Genomic DNA, 17,616 nt, shown 5'->3' with positions numbered 1-17,616 from the left:
TTTTATAATTATATCAAAATTATCAATTTTATTTAAATTATTAATAAAGGGGTTAGGATGACTCAAAATAAAAAATCAGTATTTAAAGATTGGAACTTTTTAAAGCCTAAAGGAGGCGGAGCTAATGAGGCAGGAGAGCATGGCGGAGTACATCAAAGCTCAGACGGTAAAATTATGGCAATGATAAAAAAAGAGGCTTCAAGTTCAAAAAATATAGCCGAATTTTTAGGATCTCAAATTTTTGAAGCTATAAGTCCTGGAAATGGAGCAAAAGTTAACTTAATTGCCCCTGATAATTTTAATAAATCTAAAGCTGTTGATTCGCAAATATATGTCAAATCTGAATTTTTTGAGAATTATAGTAGCGATATGTATGTGGACATGGATAAACATATGTCTACTAAAACTAAACCGAGTTCTTGGTTTAGAAAAGATGGAGGTAGACCGCTTTTTATGGGGACTCGAAATAAATTATTTAGAACCTTAGAAAATGCTTTTAAGGAAATTAAATATCAGAATTTTGAAAATATTATGCCTGCGAGTTTATTGATTGGCGATTTTGATATACATGTTGGAAATATAGGAGTTATCAGAGACCAAAAAAATTCAAAAACTTTACCTAAATTAGTAAGGATTGATTTTGCCGGTAGTTTTGATAATTTAACAAATAATATCTATCCGCATTCAAGAGCTAAACATTTGCCTGGATTCAGTCCTACTAACCATTTTAGAGAATTTCCGTCTAGTTTAAGAACAAAAAATCCTAAATTTGCCGATAGCTTACTTGAAGTTTCTAAAATTGATCTAAGCAAAACTATTGATAAAAGTTTTGATGAATTAACTAAATATTATAGTAATGAAGCAATTGCAGAATTTGCAAAACAAGCGATGCCAAGGAAATTTAATAATAAAAAATCTAAGGAAATAACGCCTGAAGAAACTAAGGCTAGTTTAATAGATACAATGAAAAAAAGGCAAGAATCCTTAAAGGAATATGGTTTAGAAATTAAAGTAAGTAGTTTAATCTCTAAAAAATATAGTTTTCCTTATTACGAAGTGAAAGAGCAAGGATTAAAAACATTAATGAAAGAATACCCTGATTATTTTGAGAAAATTCTTAATTATGAAGAAAGAAAAAATGGAGGACAAAAACTTAAATTAAGAAATAAAGTTACTACTAATTTTGCAAGAATTTTAGAAATACTCGGTATTAGGGATAGTGCAAAAAAACATTTAATAAAGACAATGAGAAGCTTAAATGAAGATATTAAATATGAAAGAAATTTAGTTGATTCTTCCGATAAAGTAAAAACCAAGAAAGAACCGGAGCAAAAATCGGTAAAGACAAATATAGATGCAAACAGAGAATATGTAGACGCTCTAGAAAAATACAAGAAAGAAGTCGGAACGGATGATATTATTAGTGTTACTCCAAGTCAATTAGGTTTAGCTAAAAAAGCTAAAAAGAAGAACCAGGATTTATTAAAATTAGATGAAGAAGATCTAAAACATATAAAGAACCTAAAAGAAAAGGTTATGAAGCCTACTAAGACTACTGCATCTAGTGTTATTAATAAAAAGCCTACACCATCTAAAACGAGATAATAAATGAACCAAGCAACAAGAAACTTACAACTAAGTAATTAATCAGTAAAAGCCCATATTGCATCGGTAACTTAATTACCCCAATCTTTTTAGAAAAATACATGGCTTTTATTACTTTAAGATAATAAAAAGCAGCAACTACGCTGGTAAAAATACCGCAATAAGCTAATGCAAATTCTTCTTGATTAATTGCTTGGTAAAAAAGGTAATATTTACCGAAAAATCCTGTGAGAGGAGGGATTCCAATCATTGAAAACATAACTATGCTAATTACGGCAGCTATGGCTTTACGATTCTCTGCAATTCCTTGTATACTACTAAAACTAGCTTTATCGGCGTCTTTACCGAGTAGCATAATTAAGCAGGTAAAAAATCCTATACTCCCTACCGCATATATTAGAATATATAGCAAAGCTGCTTTATATCCTTCTTGATTATGCAGAAGAATGCCGATTAATACATAACCGATATTTAAAATAGTGCTATATGCCATTAATCTTTTTAGAGAAGTTTGACGAATAGCTCCAAAAGCCCCAAGCAGCATAGATAATATAGCAATTATCTTTATTAAATTATAATTAACAGGGTAGTAATTACCTATAATTAATTTGCTAATATTTAATAAAACGATAACCATACCTATTTTTGAAGCAGTAGTGAAGTAGGTAACCGAAGTTATCGGAGATCCTTCATATACGTCAGGGACCCAAAAATGGAGTGGAACGCTTGAGAGTTTAAAGAGAATACTACTTAAAAATAATACAATACCAATTATTAAACCAAGATTTATCCCAGAATTATCATTTAGTCTGTATAAGATATCCTCAAATTGTAAGCTTCCACCGAATCCATATATAAAAGAAATCCCAAATAATGATAAACAACTAACTAAACTACCTAAGATAAAGTATTTTAAAGCACCTTCTGATGATTTAATATCATTTAATTTGAATCCTGCAAGTGTATATGAAGTTAAAGCAGTAAGTTCCATACCGCAGAATAATAGTAGAAAATTCCGTGATGAAATTGCAACAAAAATACCTACAGCGGATAATAATATTAAAGTAATAAATTCAAACTTTAATTCCTCGGCGGCAAGAATAGAGTAATCACGGTATATAATCATGGATATAATAGTAAATAGTAACACTGTACTTTTACTAATACCGATATTTATTCCGGTAGCAAATGAGTACCATACTCCTTCATAGCTTGAATATTTAAAAGTAAGGAAAATTGATAATATACATAATAAAATAATGATATTATAAATAATTCTATTTTTACTTGGTACCATTACGGCAAAAAACTGCCCCAAAAGTGCTATTAAAATCAAAGTTATTTCAGGAAGTAACAGTAGCATATAAAACTAATATTATTTATGGAAATATAGATATTAGTAAATAAATCATTTTTTATCAACAAACTTATATATATAATATTATAATCTATTAAAAAATTTGCAATTTTATATAATTATAAGTTATATTGTTGCTGCTTGTATTTTTAATTTAAAGTTTAACCGATCAATGTATTTATTATCATTTATATTAGGAGGATTAAATACATTACTCCGTCAGTTACGTCTATCTATTAGCTCTATAGAGTTCTATAAAGGCGTATATAGAAACTATCAAGGATATGGGATAAGATATTTATTTACCATATCCTTTACTATATCAATAATTTATTGCATTTTTATATTAAATTACGTAATAACTTTAAAAGATTACTTTAACGGAATACAATCATCAAAAGTTACAGATAATATTGAATATATTATTAATCAATTACCGGAAATTAAATATAATAATTCAAAAATTTCAGTTGAAGAAGTAGAACCTATATATTTATATAGTAAAAATAACAATAAAATAGTCGTCATTGATACAAAAAATCAAGTTTCTAACAAAGAAAAAAGCAAAATACCGTTTGTACTTGAAGATAATAAGCTGAAGATAAATTTAATTGTTGCCAATACTAAGAAAAATTTTCCAAGTACCGTTGACTATTCTGAGATATTCAAGCAAAATGAAGTAATTTTAACTCCTGAAATAATAAAAAAGTATTTTGCCGATAATTTATTACATGCACCAAATTTATTTATTTATTTCGGTATGCCGGCTATTATATTATTTTGGTTTGTAACGTTCTTATTAGAGAGAAGTATTGTAGTTTTGTTAGTGTATAGCTTAGCTAATTTACTTACTACTAAAACTTCAATACAAACTTCTATAAGGTTAGTAATGTTTTCAAGCGGAGTTCCGATAATATTACAACCGGTTATTATTATATTAATACCGGAATTAAGCATATTATTACAGCTACTACAAATGTTTACAACTTGTTTAGTGTTTATTGCTATTTGGCAAATTAACAAGAGCCTGTCGAGTTATATATAAGAAAAATCGGTTATCATATAATATGTGATTTTAAATCCTCAATTTACTAAAAAAACAGCCTATTATTAAAAAATTACTAAAAAATAAAAGTTTTTATTGTTAAAATGAAACCTAAAATTATTTATTTATAACTTTAGGTAATTCAAATGAGCAAAGAAAAAAAGAAAGTAAGGTTTGTAGAAGAACCCCAGGTTAAAGAATTTTCTCAAAATCAAGAAGCAACAGAAGTAAATCTTATAAAAGGAAGAGTAATTAATATTTATGATAAAGGCGGCAACTTAAAGCCAGATCAATTAGTAATTCATGAAAGAGAAGCTACCGGAGTAAAAAATATTGAAGTAAAGAGAAATCTAAATTTCTTTCAACAAATTTTTGCTGCAGTAGGTTTTATAAAGGACACGAAAATAATCAAAGAAGAATTTACTTATACTACCGGCTATATACAAGGAATATTAAAGGATAGCGGTAAATTTATTAATAATCCTGAAGAAATTAGAAAATTTGTGAATGAAAATAGAGATATTCAAATTGCGGATATTGACGGTATCGATATTGGTAATTTAAATCATCAAGGTAAAATACAAATTAATTCAAAGCTTGGATTAAATAATGAAAAAATTATCCTTTATAAGGATGGTCAATTAGCTGCTATTGAAAGAAAGGGGCAGCTTATTAATCAAGAAGGAGGACCTTTATACAAAGACAATTTAATCCAAAAGGATAATAAAGTTTATCTAGTTGGGGATGCAGGGGGAAATATTGATACACCTTTTAGAGATCCAAAAACTAGAGCTAAAGATAATTGGAATAGATTAATAGATAAATTTAGGGCTGCTTTAATACCGGAAAAACATGAATTAGGAAAATTAAACGATGCTATAGTAGATTCTGTAAGAGTTAAAGTAGTTCATCCAAATCCAAAACTCGCCGAACATCATCTTCAAGAAATAGCTCAAGGTAAACAAATATGGGGTGAGCATGAATTTGAAATATTGCGTATGGGTCCGGAGGAACAAAAAAATCACCGATTAGTCTATGATGCTTCTTCTCATAAATTACTTGATGCTAAGGGTAATGTAGCTTCCACTATCGGTAAAGAAAGTAAGAGCATGAATAATGTTCAAGCATTTGTAATGGGAAAGGATGGAGCAATTTATATGGGTACTCATAAAAATCAATATTTGCCGAGTACTAAAAATCTTGTTCACGGTTCATTTTTAAGTGGAAAGCCTGCGGAAGCAGCAGGAGTTATAGGGATAAATGATAAGGGAAAAATTGATTACCTTAGTAATAATAGCGGTCATTATCAACCTGAGGCCCTAGATATATACCGCGCTATAAAAAAAATACAAGAAACTATGCCTGGTGCTTTAGATAAAAATTGTCAAATCGATATTCAAGGGCATCAACGAGTACTTGTTAATGATTTTGTAAAAAATATGGAAACTAGGGTAGGTTTTGGAAAAAATGCTAAAACTCATTATGAAAAACTAAGAGAAGAAAGAATGGAGAGAATTAAAAATTATCAAACTAATTTAAAAAATATTGCTGCTTCTTCAAAGCCTAAATCTAAAAATAGAACAACAAACAGGAGGCGTGGATAAAAAAATTATTTACAATACCCTGTCTTTTTTATAGCACTAGACATTTTTTAAAAAGCTCTCGATGTCATCCCTGCGAAAGCTGAAAGGTCTTATTGCGTGGATTAATTTCACCGCTGTCATCCCGTGATTTATTTACGGGATCCAGAAAAATTAGTATTTTGATTATTTTCTGGATACCGTGGTCAAGCCACGGTATGACACTGAGTGCTTTTTATATCCACACAACAATGACACATAGGAATGACATAAAGTAAAAATTGTCCAATATTATACTTCTTCCTACTTCCACTATATTTCATACAGTTAAACTTTATATTAACAAGTTTATTTCTATTAATTATTATAATTATATACTTGACTAAATTACTTGGGTATTGTAGATATAAAACAATTTTAAGTTTTAATAGGTTAGTCATATGATGCTGACGACAAAAGGAAGATATGCCGTAATGGCAATACTTGAAATGGCTTCAAAATCATGTGCTGAACCGGTTACTTTGAATGAAATTTCCGTAAAACAAAATATATCACTTAACTATTTGGAGCAGATATTTGCTAAGCTTAAAAAAGCTAATTTAGTTAAGGCTATTAGAGGGGCTAAAGGAGGATATATTTTAATAGGTAACCTAGAAGAAATAAAAATTTCCGATATTATGGACGCTGTTAATGAAAATTTTATAATGACTACCTGCTATAAAAAATCAGTTAAAACTTGTGTTCCTGATACAATAAAATGTAATTCGCATAAATTATGGAAAGGGTTTGGAAAGCATATTAGAGATTATTTTGAAAATATCTCAATTAAAGATGCTTTAGAGCTAAGTATTATTTAAATATATGATATATTTAGACCACAGTGCTACTACTTCTATCAATCCTAGAGTTAAGGAATTCATAATAAGTTTGATGGACAAGGAGCTTAACCCTTCATCAATACATAGATCAGGTGTATTTGCTGGGAATGTTATAGAAGAAGCGCGTTTTCAATTAGCTGTAGCTCTTGGGGCACCCTCTAGGGAATATAATATTACCTTTACTTCATCCGGAACGGAGAGTAATAATTTAATAATAAAGAATTTTTATGACGGTGATATTTTCATATCGGCTATTGAACATTTATCGATCTATGACCATATAAAACATGCTCCAAATATTAAAGTTATAAAAGTTGATAATCAAGGTTTGCTTGATCTAGAGCATCTAAAAGAATTATTGTCACAAAGTAGTGCTACAAAAAAATTAGTATCTATAATGATGGCTAATAATGAAAGCGGGGTACTGCAAAATACATTTGAAATAAGTAAAATAGCTAAAAAATATAAGGCAAAATTTCATAGTGATTTAGTGCAAGCTTTTAGTAAAATACCAACATATATCAAAGATTTAGGATTAGATTTTGCTACAATCTCAGGGCATAAAATAGGAGGTGGGCAGGGAGGAGCTGCTTTAATTTCTACTTCTCACTTTCAGCTTACTCCGATAATTATCGGTGGTGGGCAAGAAAAAAATGTGCGTTCAGGTACGGAGAATGTTATAGCAATTGCAGGTTTTGGTTTAGCGGCTGAATTAATGAGAAAAAATATAATAGAGAATTATATAAAAATCAAAAATTTACAGGGAATATTAGAGAAAAAACTAAAGAAGTATTCTAACGTAAATATTATTAGCGATAATGTAGCAAGGTTGCCTAATATTACCTTAATTACTATACCGAATACGGATGCACAAGTGAAATTAATCGGGTTTGATTTACGTAATATTTGCGTAAGCTCCGGCTCTGCTTGCTCATCAGGAAAAATATCTAAATCGCACGTATTAACCAATATGGGTATGAGTGAAGAAGAGGCAAAATCTTCGATTAGAGTATCGCTTAGTCATACTAATACGGTAAACGATATAGAAGCTTTTATAGAAGCTTTTGAGGAGGTGTATGATGCCATTATTAGCTAAAGCTAAAGCTCTGTTTATGTCATTCCTGCGAAAGCACATGGGTATCAACTTAGGGGGAGTCTTACTGGATGTCATCCCTGCGAAAGCAGCGATCCATGCTAAAAAATCTTTAATTTTTAAAGGTTTTTTATTATATAGTTTTTTAAAGTAAGGCTTTTTAAAAGCCTTACTTTAATGGATTCCCGCTTCCGCGGGAATGACATGAAACGATCCGTGCAACAAGGCCGCTCAGGTAGCGGGAATGACATCGATAACTGTTTAAACTATACCAAAACATGAATTAATTTAACCATATGAACCCACGATTAAACAGTCTAAGTCTACCAATATATATGGATTATCAGGCGACGACTCCAATAGATCCAAGAGTAATGGAAGAAATGTTGCCGTATTTTACTACCAAGTTCGGTAACCCTCATTCACGAAGCCATTCTTTCGGTTGGGAAGCAGAAAATGCTGTTGAAGAGGCAAGAGCCAAGGTAGCAAAGTTAATAGGAGCAGATACTAAAGAAATTATTTTCACTTCCGGTGCAACTGAGTCTAATAATCTTGCAATAAAGGGAATAGCAAAATTTTATGGTAACAAAAAGAATCATATCATTACTGTATTAAGTGAGCATAAATGCGTACTTGATGCTTGCAGACATTTAGAACAAGAAGGAGTGAAAGTCACATATTTACCGGTTAAATCAAATGGAATAATTGACTTAGGGACTCTAAAAAATGCCATTACCGATCAGACTATGTTGGTATCAGTTATGGCGGTTAATAATGAGATAGGCGTGATCCAACCTTTGAAAGAAATCGGAAAAATATGCCGTGAAGGAGGTGTTTTCTTTCACTCTGATATTGCTCAAGGTTTTGGTAAAATTCCAATTGACGTTAACGAGTTTAATATTGACCTTGCAAGTATCTCAGGGCATAAAATTTATGGACCAAAAGGAGTAGGTGCATTATATGTAAGAAAAAAACCTCGTGTACGTGTTACGCCGCTGATAAGCGGCGGTGGGCAGGAAAGAGGGATGCGTTCAGGTACGCTACCGACTCCTTTAATTGTAGGGCTTGGCACAACTGCTGAAATAGCGTATAATGAGATGGAAAAAGATACTAAGCATGTAAATTACTTATTTGACAGGTTTTTAAATAATATAAACAGCCGAATTTCCGAAGTTTATTTAAACGGCGATAAAGATCAAAGATATAAAGGCAATCTAAATTTAAGCTTTGCTGGGGTAGAGGGGGAGTCAATTATTCTTGCCATTAAAGATTTAGCGGTTTCTTCTGGTTCTGCTTGTACTTCTGCCTCACTTGAACCGTCATATGTTTTACGTTCCATGGGAATCGGTGAAGAGCTTGCCCATACTTCAATTAGGTTTGGCGTAGGTAGATTTACTACCGAGCAGGAAATTGATTACGCAGTAGATTTAATATGCTCAAAAATCGATAAGTTAAGAGAATTAAGTCCTCTTTGGGAAATGATGCAAGAGGGGATTGATTTAAAGAAGATTAAATGGGCTGTACATTAATTAATGTCATTTCTGTGTATCTTCTGTGTCATTCCCACGAAGGCGGGAATCCAGTATAAAGCGAGATAAGTCGAGCTTTCAATTTTTAAATCTTGCTGCGTTTATGCTTTTTTCTGGATTCCCGCCTTCGCGGGAATTGACATATACAACGGTAAAAGATGCAATTAAAAATTAAATTTTAGAGAATAACAATGGCTTACAGCAAAAAAGTGATAGATCATTATGAAAACCCTCGTAATGTCGGGTCACTTGATAAAGAGAAAAAAAACGTCGGTACGGGGCTTGTTGGAGCTCCTGCTTGCGGTGATGTGATGAAGTTACAAATCGAAGTTGACGATGACGAGATTATTACGGATGCTAAATTTAAAACATTCGGATGCGGTTCAGCTATTGCTTCAAGTTCTTTATTAACAGAATGGGTTAAAGGAAGATCGATAAATGATGCCGGAAAGATTAAAAATACTGAAATAGCAAAAGAGTTGTCGCTGCCGCCTGTAAAATTACATTGCTCACTCCTTGCTGAAGATGCAATAAAGGCAGCCATAGTCGACTACAAACAGAAAAAAGAAAACAGTAAAGAATGAAAAACGTTATTTCATTAACCGATTCTGCTGCAAAGCAAGTAAAATTACTAATAGAAAAACGAGCCAAGCCTACCTTTGGCATTAGGGTAGGGGTTAAAGCCGGCGGTTGTGCCGGTCAAACTTATTACGTTGAGTATGCAGATAGTAAAAATCAATTCGATGAGGTAGTCGAAGAGAAAGGCGTGCGGATACTAATCGATCCAAAGGCGTTAATGTATATTCTAGGTTCTGAAATGGATTATATAGAGACTAAATTCAAATCCCAATTCACTTTCACCAATCCCAATGAAAAAGCAAATTGCGGCTGCGGTAAATCTTTTAGTGTGTGATAGTTCAATTTATAATTTGCACTATCAATATGTTTAAAAATTCACTGCTAAAGATATGATCCAGATCCCATTTTCTTTTATTTATAACTAATATAAGAGGTTTGGATAACTTTTTTGTAATTGGCTTATGTTATAATGTAATCTATACGGCAAATAAAACGTACCATTTAATCTTATTACTTCATCAATAATTGCTTTTGTGAAATTTTCCATCTCTCCCTCTTCTTATGATGTAAGATTTTGTGAGAAAAGGCATACTACACCGAAAGCATCAGTATTCGCATAAGAAAGTAGGAAGATATTATCTTGCTTTACTTCTCTAATAGTAACATTTAAGATATTCATATTAAAATCCAGCACATATTTTTAAAAATTTCTATAAATTTGCTTAATTGCTCCTTAGGTATAAAATATTCTTGCAAAATGTCCTTATCGGTTCCATAAAGAGGCCATAACATATGTATATTGGTGTTCATAGCACTATTCCTAGAAATAGGGGATTTAATACTCATTTTTTGTGCATATAATTTCTCAATATTCCATCTTATCTTTTTACCTAGGTTAAAATATTGAGGTATTCTAAAAATTCCTCTTTTTAAAGCTATTAAAGATTCAGGTTGTATTTTTGTAAGTTTCTCCTTGTTAGTTTTTTCATACCAAAACAAACTCGCCTCTTCAAATAAGTGATTTTTTCTACTTATAAACAGCCATAAGCAAGCTCAGCATCGGAATTTTCAGTTATGTAAATTTTAAAGTTATTTATAAAATCTTTATAATTCATAAATTTTGCATGAAAAATAACTTGTGGATTTTCTACCGTTATAAGCCCTGCTTCAACTATAACACTAAATAAACCGTAGCCTCCTAAAACAGTCTGAAAAAGTTCCGGTTCAGTATATTTATTTATATCTCTTTATCCCATCGGCAGTTATTGTTTTTAAAGATAATACTGTTGAAGAGATGGGCGGAGCGTTAACCTGCCACCCATGAGAATTAACACTAAGTGTACCGCCAAGGGTAAAAATATTATCTGACCACATTACTTTCATAGAACGGTTATATTGGTCAAGCACATTTTGAACATTCTTCCACGTAGCACCGGCACCTATAGTAATTGTTTGTGTTACAGGGTTATAAACTACTTTACTAATTTCCATCATATCTAAATGAATCGAATCATTTAAAATAGATTGTCCCTCATAGAGTGTTTACGTCCAGCAATAGTAATTTTTTATTGTTTAATTTTGCTTTTTTAATTGCTCCTATAATATCATATATGTTTTTAGTATGGATTATTAAACTTGGTTTGCTGATTGTGCCCCCTGCATCATAAATAATAAAAGGTCCAGATTCTTGTGTTTTAATTAGCTCTAACGGTTTATTAGTTTGGATAGATTTAACTCCTAAGTTAAAAAAATCTCCGGCAATTTGTTTATCACCTACAGTCCATATCATAATTGGATAACCATGATCTATTAATGGTTTAATTAATTTTATTGGGGTATTAAATCTAATCCCTAGCATACCAGGTCTTATTATTCTTCTGATTTGTTCTTGGAAAAAGGTTGTTTTAATATCCAAGGGATTCAATCGAATTGTGTTTGTATTTCCTCATCTCCTGCTTGTGAATTTGTTGTATAGTCATATACCAACAAAATATTTCGGGAATTGAGACGCATTAATGCTAAAAAGAAAGGGTTAAATGACTCTACAAAAACTCTTTCTTCAATATGATATTTATTTATTAACTCAGTGATTTTAGAACAAAATTCATGATTAAAAATTTTATCACTTTTTACATCTAAAAAATAAATTTTGTGAACCGACTAAATTAAAAAGATCAGTTAATGTCAATAATTTCTGATTATTGTTTTTATATGATAATAGTTTGAGTTGCTCTCACTTATAATCTTCTGGTTTACCAAATCCGTTTGTAGCTTCTTCTAAAGTTTCAGCATGATATAAAAAAGGAATTCCGTCTCTTGATAATCTAACATCTACTTCTATTTCGTCTACGTAGCTCATTAAAGCATTTTGTATTGCTTCTAAATTATTACCTTGAAATTTTTTAGAAGTTAATGATCTATGAGCAATATATTTAGGAAAGTAAATAAGAGTAGGTGACGTAATTAAGGCAGTAGGAGTATAAAGAGGCTCAACATTAAGATAAATAGCTAAAATAATACTGCTCAAAAATATTTTATATTTTATTATTTTTTGTACTTTCATAATATAAAAATAATTAGGAAGGAAATTGTGTTTTCTAAAATAAGTTGCGTAAAATCATTATTTCAGCTATATTAAAGCCATTTCTGAGAATTAAATCAATAACGAAATTATGTCACAAAAATTAGGTTTCTTGGCAGTTTTTGCCTTAGTAACCGGCAGTCAAATCGGTACTGGCGTCTTTATATTGCCTTTAAGCTTAGCTCCATTCGGTATATACAGCATTTGGGGCTGGGTGTTGTCGCTATTCGGTGCTATGAGTATAGCCCTTGTATTCTCAAGTCTTTGTGCAAAATTTCCTAAAACAGGCGGTCCTCACGTTTATATACGGGAAAGTTTCGGGGATAAAATAGCCTTCTTCACCGGCTTCACTTACTGGGTTATATCCTTTGTTAGTACTAGCATAGTTGTTATCTCAGCAATAGGTTACCTAACGCCTTTTTTCAAATCACAAGCGATTTTGGATTTAATATTACAGATAATATTATTAGGTGCTATTGCGGTTTTAAATTTAAAAGGTCCTGAAGTAGCAGGAAAAGCTGAGTTTTATTTGACTCTCTTAAAATTTGTCCCATTGCTTGTGGTAGGTTTATGTGCTTTATCGCATTTTAATATAGATAATATAGCTATTGCTGAGGAAGTAGAGAACTTAAGCATTCCGACTATTATGGGAAGAGTTGCACTTCTTACTTTTTGGGGATTTATCGGAGTAGAATGCGCAACTACTACGGCAGGTGCGGTAAAAAATCCAGCTAGGACTATTCCACGAGCTATAATACTTGGAACTTTTTGTGTAGCGGTGTTATATATTATAAATAGCATAGGTATAATGGGTTTAATCCCTGCTTCAGAGCTTATTAGCTCTAAAGCTCCTTATGCCGATGCCGCTGCATTATTATTCGGTGGTAAATGGTCAAGCGTAATTACGGTTATAGCCTCGATTATATGTATAGGTACACTCAATGCTTGGGTGCTAACTAGCGGACAAATTGCTCTTGGGCTTGCAGAAGGCGGGTTACTACCGAAATTTTTTGCTAAAAAGAATAATAATAACGCACCTGTATGGGGAATTACTGTAAGCTGCCTTGGTATTGTGCCTTTATTAGTTTTTACAGCAAATGATAATTTTGCTGAACAGATTACACAAATAATAGATTTCTCGGCAATAACATTTTTATTCGTCTATTTGATTTGTAGTTTAGCATTTTTAAAGGTGATTTTTAGCTCAAAAGAAAATTTTTCTTATTATTATTTACTTATAACCATAATATCGATCATCTTTTGTGCATGGGTTATCTATGAAACACCTGTTAAAACTCTGATTATAGCTAGTTCTTTTGCTATTCTTGGTATCCCTTTATATTATGGATGGTATAGGGGGAGTGAGAGAGATAAGCTTTAGCCTATGTCATACCGCGGCTTGACCGCGGTATCTAAAAAAATACTCAATGGATACCGCGGTCAAGTCGCGGTATGACAACATATGATAAAAGATCGCATTAATCTACTTAGAAGCTTATTTCCGGAATACGATATAGATGGTTACATCATTCCGTCTAACGATAAATATATGAGCGAATATGTACCTGAGTGTGCCAAAAGGCTTGAATATATAACAGGTTTTACCGGTTCAAACGGTATAGCTGTTATATGTAAAGATACGGCATTATTTTTTACCGATGGGCGTTATTTAGAGCAAGCAAGTAAAGAGCTTGATCTGCAAATTTTTAAGGTTTTCTCCTTAAAAGAGATATCTAAGTTTGGTAAAGGTACAAAAATAGGTTACGATCCTGAATTATTTACTTATCTTGCTATATCAAATTTAATTTTACTAGATCCCGCGGTCAAGCCGCGGGATGACATTTTGTGTAAGATTAAAGGAAATTTAGTTGATAAGATTTGGCATAATCAGCCATTAGAGCCAAATTCTAAGGTCTATCTACATGATATTAAATTTGCGGGCGTTAGTCATGTTGATAAGATAAGTAAATGTCGTGAAACCCTATTGTCATCCCGCAGCCCCGCCGCGGGATCCAGTAAACATAAAGCTGTTAATAATAATTGTTTTTTGGATCCCGTGGCGTGGCCACGGAATGACACCGAGCAATACACCTTAGTCATTCTTGATAGCTCTTCCATATGCTGGTTACTAAACTTACGAGCTAGTGATGTTGCTTATACACCTTTAATGTTTGCAAAAGTAATAATTACACCTACAAAATTATATCTATTTATCGACCCGTTAAGAATCGATGCCGAAATTATTAATGCTCGTCCTGAAATAACAATTTTACCGGAAGAAGAATTTGTAAATATTTTAAAAGATAATGAGAACATTTTCATCGATGATAGTATAGCATCGGTTCATATAATGGGCTTAATAGCTGATAAGCAAGTACAGAAAATTACCGATCCGTGTTTAATGCCGAAAGCTTGTAAAAATGATGTAGAGATTAAGCATGCAATCGACTTTCATATTAAAGATGCAGTAGTTTTGTGCGAGTTTTTTACTGATTTTTCTCAATGTCATCCCCGTGAAAACAGGGATCCAGAAAAACATAATATGGATTCCCACCTTCGCGGGAATGACATAAGAGAGAACAGGAATGATACAATAACAGAACACACCCTCGGTTTAAAGCTTACAGAATATAGAGCCAGACAAGAGGGTTATGTTTCAGATAGTTTTCCTGCTATTTGCGGATTTCAGGAAAATAGTGCCATTATTCATTATAGAGCTGACCAAAAAGCTGCTAAGAAGATTGAGAGGCAGGGGATATTACTGATAGATTCCGGCGGTCAATATAGTGGTGCTACTACCGATATAACTAGAACAATCGTGATAGGTGAAGCAACTGTTGAGCAAAAAAAGCGTTATACGCAAGTACTTAAAGGACATATTGCTTTAGCAAGAGCCAAATTTCCTAAAAATATCGTCACGGGAGCTAATCTTGATATACTAGCTCGGCAATATTTATGGCAAGAAATGCTAGATTATCCACACGGTACAGGTCATGGGGTAGGGAGCTCCTTGAGCGTTCATGAAGGACCTCAAAGCATAAATCTTCGTAATAAAACTGTACTTCAGCCAGGTATGATCTTATCTAATGAACCTGGATTTTATATCCCTGGAAAATATGGTATTAGAATTGAGAATTTGATGTATGTAAAAGAAAATAGTGAGTGGCTTGAATTTGAGACCTTAAGCCTAGTACCTTATGCTAGTAAATTGATTGATGTGAAACTACTTAATATTGATGAAATAAGCTATATCAAAGAATATTATAATAAAATTAGAGCTAAAATTTATGATTTATTATCTCCAAAAGCTAAAAGTTGGTTTGATAATGAGATAAATCTTTTTGACAATCTTCACAGAACCTAGATTTTGTGAAGAAAAATATTTATTTTATATTCCATAATTGCTATTACCACATAACTCTATTGCAGAATTAATAGGATTAATTACTCTAAAATTATCAGAATGCATAAAATGATGAAACTGCTCACTATGCATATCTATTACATCTAACCCTCTACCATCACTTACTATACCACTACTATTGCATGCAAGGCCTTCAAATTCTTTTATTACTAAATGATCACACACATCTTTAGTCCACTTACAAGCAATAGAAATTAATGCCTCTGGATTTATTGCCTCAAAAGCTAACTTGTTACATGCTGCTGAAACTTTGCTAAGTTGATTTTCAAAGATTTGATATTCGAATTCAGTAAGAGTTGGGTGATTATCACTTGAAGTATATAATCTACCATAAAGTGTAAAAGTCAAGATTTAATTGACTCTGTCCAAATAAGCACACGCGTCAAGTTAAGGAAAGGCAGTAAGCAATTTGCAAGAAATTTAGAAAAAAGCGCTACTTAAAAAAGGAGGTAAAGAGTATAGGTATTAGTACTGTAACGCTAAGGGACTTATACAATGAAAAATATAACAAAACTACCGAATAGAGTCAAAGAGTTTTTAACAGAAACAGCTATCAGAGTTGCAATTAGCAGCGGTTTTATCAAGGGGAGAAGAGGATTAACCGGCTGTTCGTTTGCACAAGCATTAGTATTGGGTAATTTGAGTGATGCTGATTGTAACATAGAAAGAATGTGTCAATTATTACATGAAGAATCAGTAATAATAAGTAAGCAAGGCCTAGATTTCAGATTTAGTAACTCTGCAGTGGATTTTATGAGGAGTATGTATGAGAAAATATCGGTTTATTTGCAAATAGTTTTAAGCTTGATTGCGGGATATTACAGAAATTTAATAACGTTAAGTTACTTGATAGCAGCAATATAAAATTGCCCGACAATATGGAAAGATTATATAAGGGGCATGGGTCAGGATTTAAGGATCATGAGCGTAGAGTAAAAGCTTCGATCAAGCTGCACATTATATAATTATTCAACACAAACAATAAGTAACATAGATATTCTTGCGGGGGCACGATCAGATCAAGGTTATAAAGATTATTTACAGGATATTAATCCTAATGATTTATTGATAGCAGATTTAGGGTATTTTGTTCCTAAGTCTTTTAGTTCCTTAAGTGCTAAAGGCGCTTATTTTATTAGTCGTTACAAGACTGATACTAATATATATGATAGAGCTAGAAATAAATTAGATTTACTTGAGTTATTAGAGAAAGTAACTTTTTGACAAGGTGATATTTTACTTAGCAAGAAATCATTACTACCGGTTAGGATCGTCTGCCATAAGCTTACAAAAGAACAATCTGATATCAGGAAAAGGAAGGCGAATACACTTGCAAAAGCACGTGGCTATAAGTCTTCTCAAAGAAATCAAAATTTACTTGATTGGTCAATATTTATTACTAATATTCCTGAGAGTCAAGTCAGTATCAAGCATATAGCAACGATATATAGAGCAAGATGGCAAATTGAGTTATTATTTAGGTTATATAAAAGTCATTTTAAATAGAATCTCTTAAAGGAAAAAGTGATTCATCTAGGGTATTATGTGAGCTTTATGCTAAGCTATGTGGCATTATAATTTTTCATGCTATATCTAACTGCCTTATATCAAAAATAAATCAGGAAGTTAGCATGACTAAGGCTTTTCTAGAATTTAAAAGGCGAGTACCAGAACTAACTTTGACGTTTAAAAAATCGATAAATAAGTTGAAAAACTTCTTTAAAAATTTACGAATAGCTTGGGTAAATTTTTGTTTAAAAGATAAATATAGGAAAACAAAAAAATCTACTTTATCTTCTCTTAAACTTATAAGCACCCCTTAACTTGACGCGTATGATTACTTGGACAGAGCCGTTTTTAGAGACAGAGGAAGAATATTATGAAAATATTATGCCGACTGAATATAGTAGGTAAGTCCTTAAAAAAGTTTTATTTGTAAAAGTCA

Annotated in this window: 18 protein-coding genes and 1 pseudogene; 12 read left to right on the top strand and 7 right to left on the bottom strand. The window is 31.9% G+C overall.

Annotation, left to right across the window (positions count from 1 at the left end):
• Positions 1 to 57: 57 nt before the first annotated feature.
• Positions 58 to 1,605, top strand: coding sequence for a hypothetical protein (locus AAGD46_RS04605; RefSeq protein WP_341786726.1), 1,548 nt, complete (start codon positions 58 to 60; stop codon positions 1,603 to 1,605).
• On the opposite strand, the gene nuoN is transcribed toward AAGD46_RS04605, so the two are convergent.
• Positions 1,592 to 2,968: an NADH-quinone oxidoreductase subunit NuoN gene (gene nuoN, locus AAGD46_RS04600; protein WP_341786725.1), complete on the bottom strand. Its 1,377-nt coding sequence runs from the start codon at positions 2,966 to 2,968 to the stop codon at positions 1,592 to 1,594. The genes AAGD46_RS04605 and nuoN overlap by 14 nt on opposite strands.
• A gap of 166 nt (positions 2,969 to 3,134) precedes the next feature.
• On the opposite strand from nuoN, the gene AAGD46_RS04595 reads away from it, so the two are divergent.
• Positions 3,135 to 4,007: a DUF1189 family protein gene (locus tag AAGD46_RS04595; protein WP_341786724.1), complete on the top strand. Its 873-nt coding sequence runs from the start codon at positions 3,135 to 3,137 to the stop codon at positions 4,005 to 4,007.
• A gap of 1,358 nt (positions 4,008 to 5,365) precedes the next feature.
• Positions 5,366 to 5,611: a hypothetical protein gene (locus AAGD46_RS04590; RefSeq protein WP_341787899.1), complete on the top strand. Its 246-nt coding sequence runs from the start codon at positions 5,366 to 5,368 to the stop codon at positions 5,609 to 5,611.
• A 182-nt stretch (positions 5,612 to 5,793) separates the two neighbouring features.
• Here AAGD46_RS04590 and AAGD46_RS04585 read toward each other — a convergent pair whose 3' ends face one another.
• Positions 5,794 to 6,027: a hypothetical protein gene (locus tag AAGD46_RS04585; RefSeq protein WP_341786723.1), complete on the bottom strand. Its 234-nt coding sequence runs from the start codon at positions 6,025 to 6,027 to the stop codon at positions 5,794 to 5,796.
• Between AAGD46_RS04585 and AAGD46_RS04580 the strand changes: the two genes are divergently transcribed.
• The 6 genes from AAGD46_RS04580 to AAGD46_RS04555 all read left to right on the top strand — a co-directional run bounded on the left by AAGD46_RS04580 (position 6,028) and on the right by AAGD46_RS04555 (position 10,000).
• A complete protein-coding gene (locus AAGD46_RS04580; RefSeq protein ID WP_341786722.1) occupies positions 6,028 to 6,444 on the top strand; it encodes an Rrf2 family transcriptional regulator in 417 nt (138 codons plus the stop codon).
• A gap of 4 nt (positions 6,445 to 6,448) precedes the next feature.
• A complete protein-coding gene (locus AAGD46_RS04575; protein WP_341786721.1) occupies positions 6,449 to 7,561 on the top strand; it encodes a cysteine desulfurase family protein in 1,113 nt (370 codons plus the stop codon).
• On the top strand, positions 7,542 to 7,712 hold the full coding sequence (locus AAGD46_RS04570) for a hypothetical protein (protein ID WP_341786720.1): 171 nt from the start codon (positions 7,542 to 7,544) through the stop codon (positions 7,710 to 7,712). The genes AAGD46_RS04575 and AAGD46_RS04570 overlap by 20 nt, the downstream gene beginning before the upstream one ends.
• Positions 7,713 to 7,854: 142 nt before the next feature.
• Positions 7,855 to 9,087: an IscS subfamily cysteine desulfurase gene (locus tag AAGD46_RS04565; protein ID WP_341786718.1), complete on the top strand. Its 1,233-nt coding sequence runs from the start codon at positions 7,855 to 7,857 to the stop codon at positions 9,085 to 9,087.
• A 191-nt stretch (positions 9,088 to 9,278) separates the two neighbouring features.
• Positions 9,279 to 9,671 carry a Fe-S cluster assembly scaffold IscU gene (gene iscU / locus AAGD46_RS04560; RefSeq protein WP_341786717.1) on the top strand — a complete coding sequence of 131 codons (393 nt, stop codon included), beginning with the start codon at positions 9,279 to 9,281 and terminating at the stop codon, positions 9,669 to 9,671.
• Positions 9,668 to 10,000, top strand: a complete 333-nt coding sequence (locus AAGD46_RS04555; RefSeq protein WP_341786716.1) for an iron-sulfur cluster assembly accessory protein — start codon at positions 9,668 to 9,670, stop codon at positions 9,998 to 10,000. Before iscU ends, AAGD46_RS04555 begins: the two co-directional genes overlap by 4 nt.
• Positions 10,001 to 10,341: 341 nt before the next feature.
• On the opposite strand, the gene AAGD46_RS04550 is transcribed toward AAGD46_RS04555, so the two are convergent.
• From AAGD46_RS04550 to AAGD46_RS04535, 4 genes are all read right to left on the bottom strand, one after another.
• Positions 10,342 to 10,665: a hypothetical protein gene (locus AAGD46_RS04550; RefSeq protein WP_341786715.1), complete on the bottom strand. Its 324-nt coding sequence runs from the start codon at positions 10,663 to 10,665 to the stop codon at positions 10,342 to 10,344.
• A gap of 234 nt (positions 10,666 to 10,899) precedes the next feature.
• On the bottom strand, positions 10,900 to 11,160 hold the full coding sequence (locus AAGD46_RS04545) for an FAD-binding protein (protein WP_341786714.1): 261 nt from the start codon (positions 11,158 to 11,160) through the stop codon (positions 10,900 to 10,902).
• Between the two features lie 37 nt (positions 11,161 to 11,197).
• Positions 11,198 to 11,590 carry a hypothetical protein gene (locus AAGD46_RS04540; protein WP_341786713.1) on the bottom strand — a complete coding sequence of 131 codons (393 nt, stop codon included), beginning with the start codon at positions 11,588 to 11,590 and terminating at the stop codon, positions 11,198 to 11,200.
• Between the two features lie 309 nt (positions 11,591 to 11,899).
• Positions 11,900 to 12,229 carry a glycerophosphodiester phosphodiesterase family protein gene (locus AAGD46_RS04535; protein ID WP_341786712.1) on the bottom strand — a complete coding sequence of 110 codons (330 nt, stop codon included), beginning with the start codon at positions 12,227 to 12,229 and terminating at the stop codon, positions 11,900 to 11,902.
• A gap of 109 nt (positions 12,230 to 12,338) precedes the next feature.
• On the opposite strand from AAGD46_RS04535, the gene AAGD46_RS04530 reads away from it, so the two are divergent.
• Positions 12,339 to 13,628, top strand: coding sequence for an amino acid permease (locus AAGD46_RS04530; protein ID WP_341786711.1), 1,290 nt, complete (start codon positions 12,339 to 12,341; stop codon positions 13,626 to 13,628).
• A gap of 81 nt (positions 13,629 to 13,709) precedes the next feature.
• Positions 13,710 to 15,611 (top strand): aminopeptidase P family protein, encoded by a 1,902-nt coding sequence (locus tag AAGD46_RS04525; RefSeq protein WP_341786710.1) that lies wholly within the window; start codon positions 13,710 to 13,712, stop codon positions 15,609 to 15,611.
• A 24-nt stretch (positions 15,612 to 15,635) separates the two neighbouring features.
• On the opposite strand, the gene AAGD46_RS04520 is transcribed toward AAGD46_RS04525, so the two are convergent.
• The gene (locus AAGD46_RS04520) at positions 15,636 to 16,019 is read right to left on the bottom strand and encodes a hypothetical protein (protein WP_341786709.1); all 384 of its coding nucleotides are present in this window, start codon (positions 16,017 to 16,019) and stop codon (positions 15,636 to 15,638) included.
• 147 nt (positions 16,020 to 16,166) lie between these two features.
• On the opposite strand from AAGD46_RS04520, the pseudogene AAGD46_RS04515 reads away from it, so the two are divergent.
• A pseudogene (locus tag AAGD46_RS04515) lies at positions 16,167 to 17,494 on the top strand (IS4 family transposase).
• Positions 17,495 to 17,616: the final 122 nt, after the last annotated feature.

It is taken from the genome of Rickettsia endosymbiont of Cantharis rufa (assembly GCF_964026445.1).
Taxonomy (GTDB): domain Bacteria; phylum Pseudomonadota; class Alphaproteobacteria; order Rickettsiales; family Rickettsiaceae; genus Rickettsia.
Note: the sequence above shows the minus strand (reverse complement) of the source record. Positions and strands in the feature narration are given on the sequence as shown.

Bases quoted from the DNA above. Each gene is read 5' to 3' on its own strand.
- nuoN (WP_341786725.1), bottom strand. From the start codon at position 2,968: ATGCTACTGTTACTTCCTGAAATAACTTTGATTTTAATAGCACTTTTG.
- AAGD46_RS04565 (WP_341786718.1), top strand. From the start codon at position 7,855: ATGAACCCACGATTAAACAGTCTAAGTCTACCAATATATATGGATTAT.
- AAGD46_RS04525 (WP_341786710.1), top strand. From the start codon at position 13,710: ATGATAAAAGATCGCATTAATCTACTTAGAAGCTTATTTCCGGAATAC.
- AAGD46_RS04545 (WP_341786714.1), bottom strand. From the start codon at position 11,160: ATGATGGAAATTAGTAAAGTAGTTTATAACCCTGTAACACAAACAATT.
- AAGD46_RS04535 (WP_341786712.1), bottom strand. From the start codon at position 12,229: ATGAAAGTACAAAAAATAATAAAATATAAAATATTTTTGAGCAGTATT.
- AAGD46_RS04605 (WP_341786726.1), top strand. From the start codon at position 58: ATGACTCAAAATAAAAAATCAGTATTTAAAGATTGGAACTTTTTAAAG.
- AAGD46_RS04590 (WP_341787899.1), top strand. From the start codon at position 5,366: ATGCCTGGTGCTTTAGATAAAAATTGTCAAATCGATATTCAAGGGCAT.
- AAGD46_RS04530 (WP_341786711.1), top strand. From the start codon at position 12,339: ATGTCACAAAAATTAGGTTTCTTGGCAGTTTTTGCCTTAGTAACCGGC.
- AAGD46_RS04555 (WP_341786716.1), top strand. From the start codon at position 9,668: ATGAAAAACGTTATTTCATTAACCGATTCTGCTGCAAAGCAAGTAAAA.
- AAGD46_RS04570 (WP_341786720.1), top strand. From the start codon at position 7,542: ATGATGCCATTATTAGCTAAAGCTAAAGCTCTGTTTATGTCATTCCTG.
- AAGD46_RS04575 (WP_341786721.1), top strand. From the start codon at position 6,449: ATGATATATTTAGACCACAGTGCTACTACTTCTATCAATCCTAGAGTT.
- AAGD46_RS04595 (WP_341786724.1), top strand. From the start codon at position 3,135: ATGTATTTATTATCATTTATATTAGGAGGATTAAATACATTACTCCGT.
- iscU (WP_341786717.1), top strand. From the start codon at position 9,279: ATGGCTTACAGCAAAAAAGTGATAGATCATTATGAAAACCCTCGTAAT.
- AAGD46_RS04580 (WP_341786722.1), top strand. From the start codon at position 6,028: ATGATGCTGACGACAAAAGGAAGATATGCCGTAATGGCAATACTTGAA.
- AAGD46_RS04585 (WP_341786723.1), bottom strand. From the start codon at position 6,027: ATGACTAACCTATTAAAACTTAAAATTGTTTTATATCTACAATACCCA.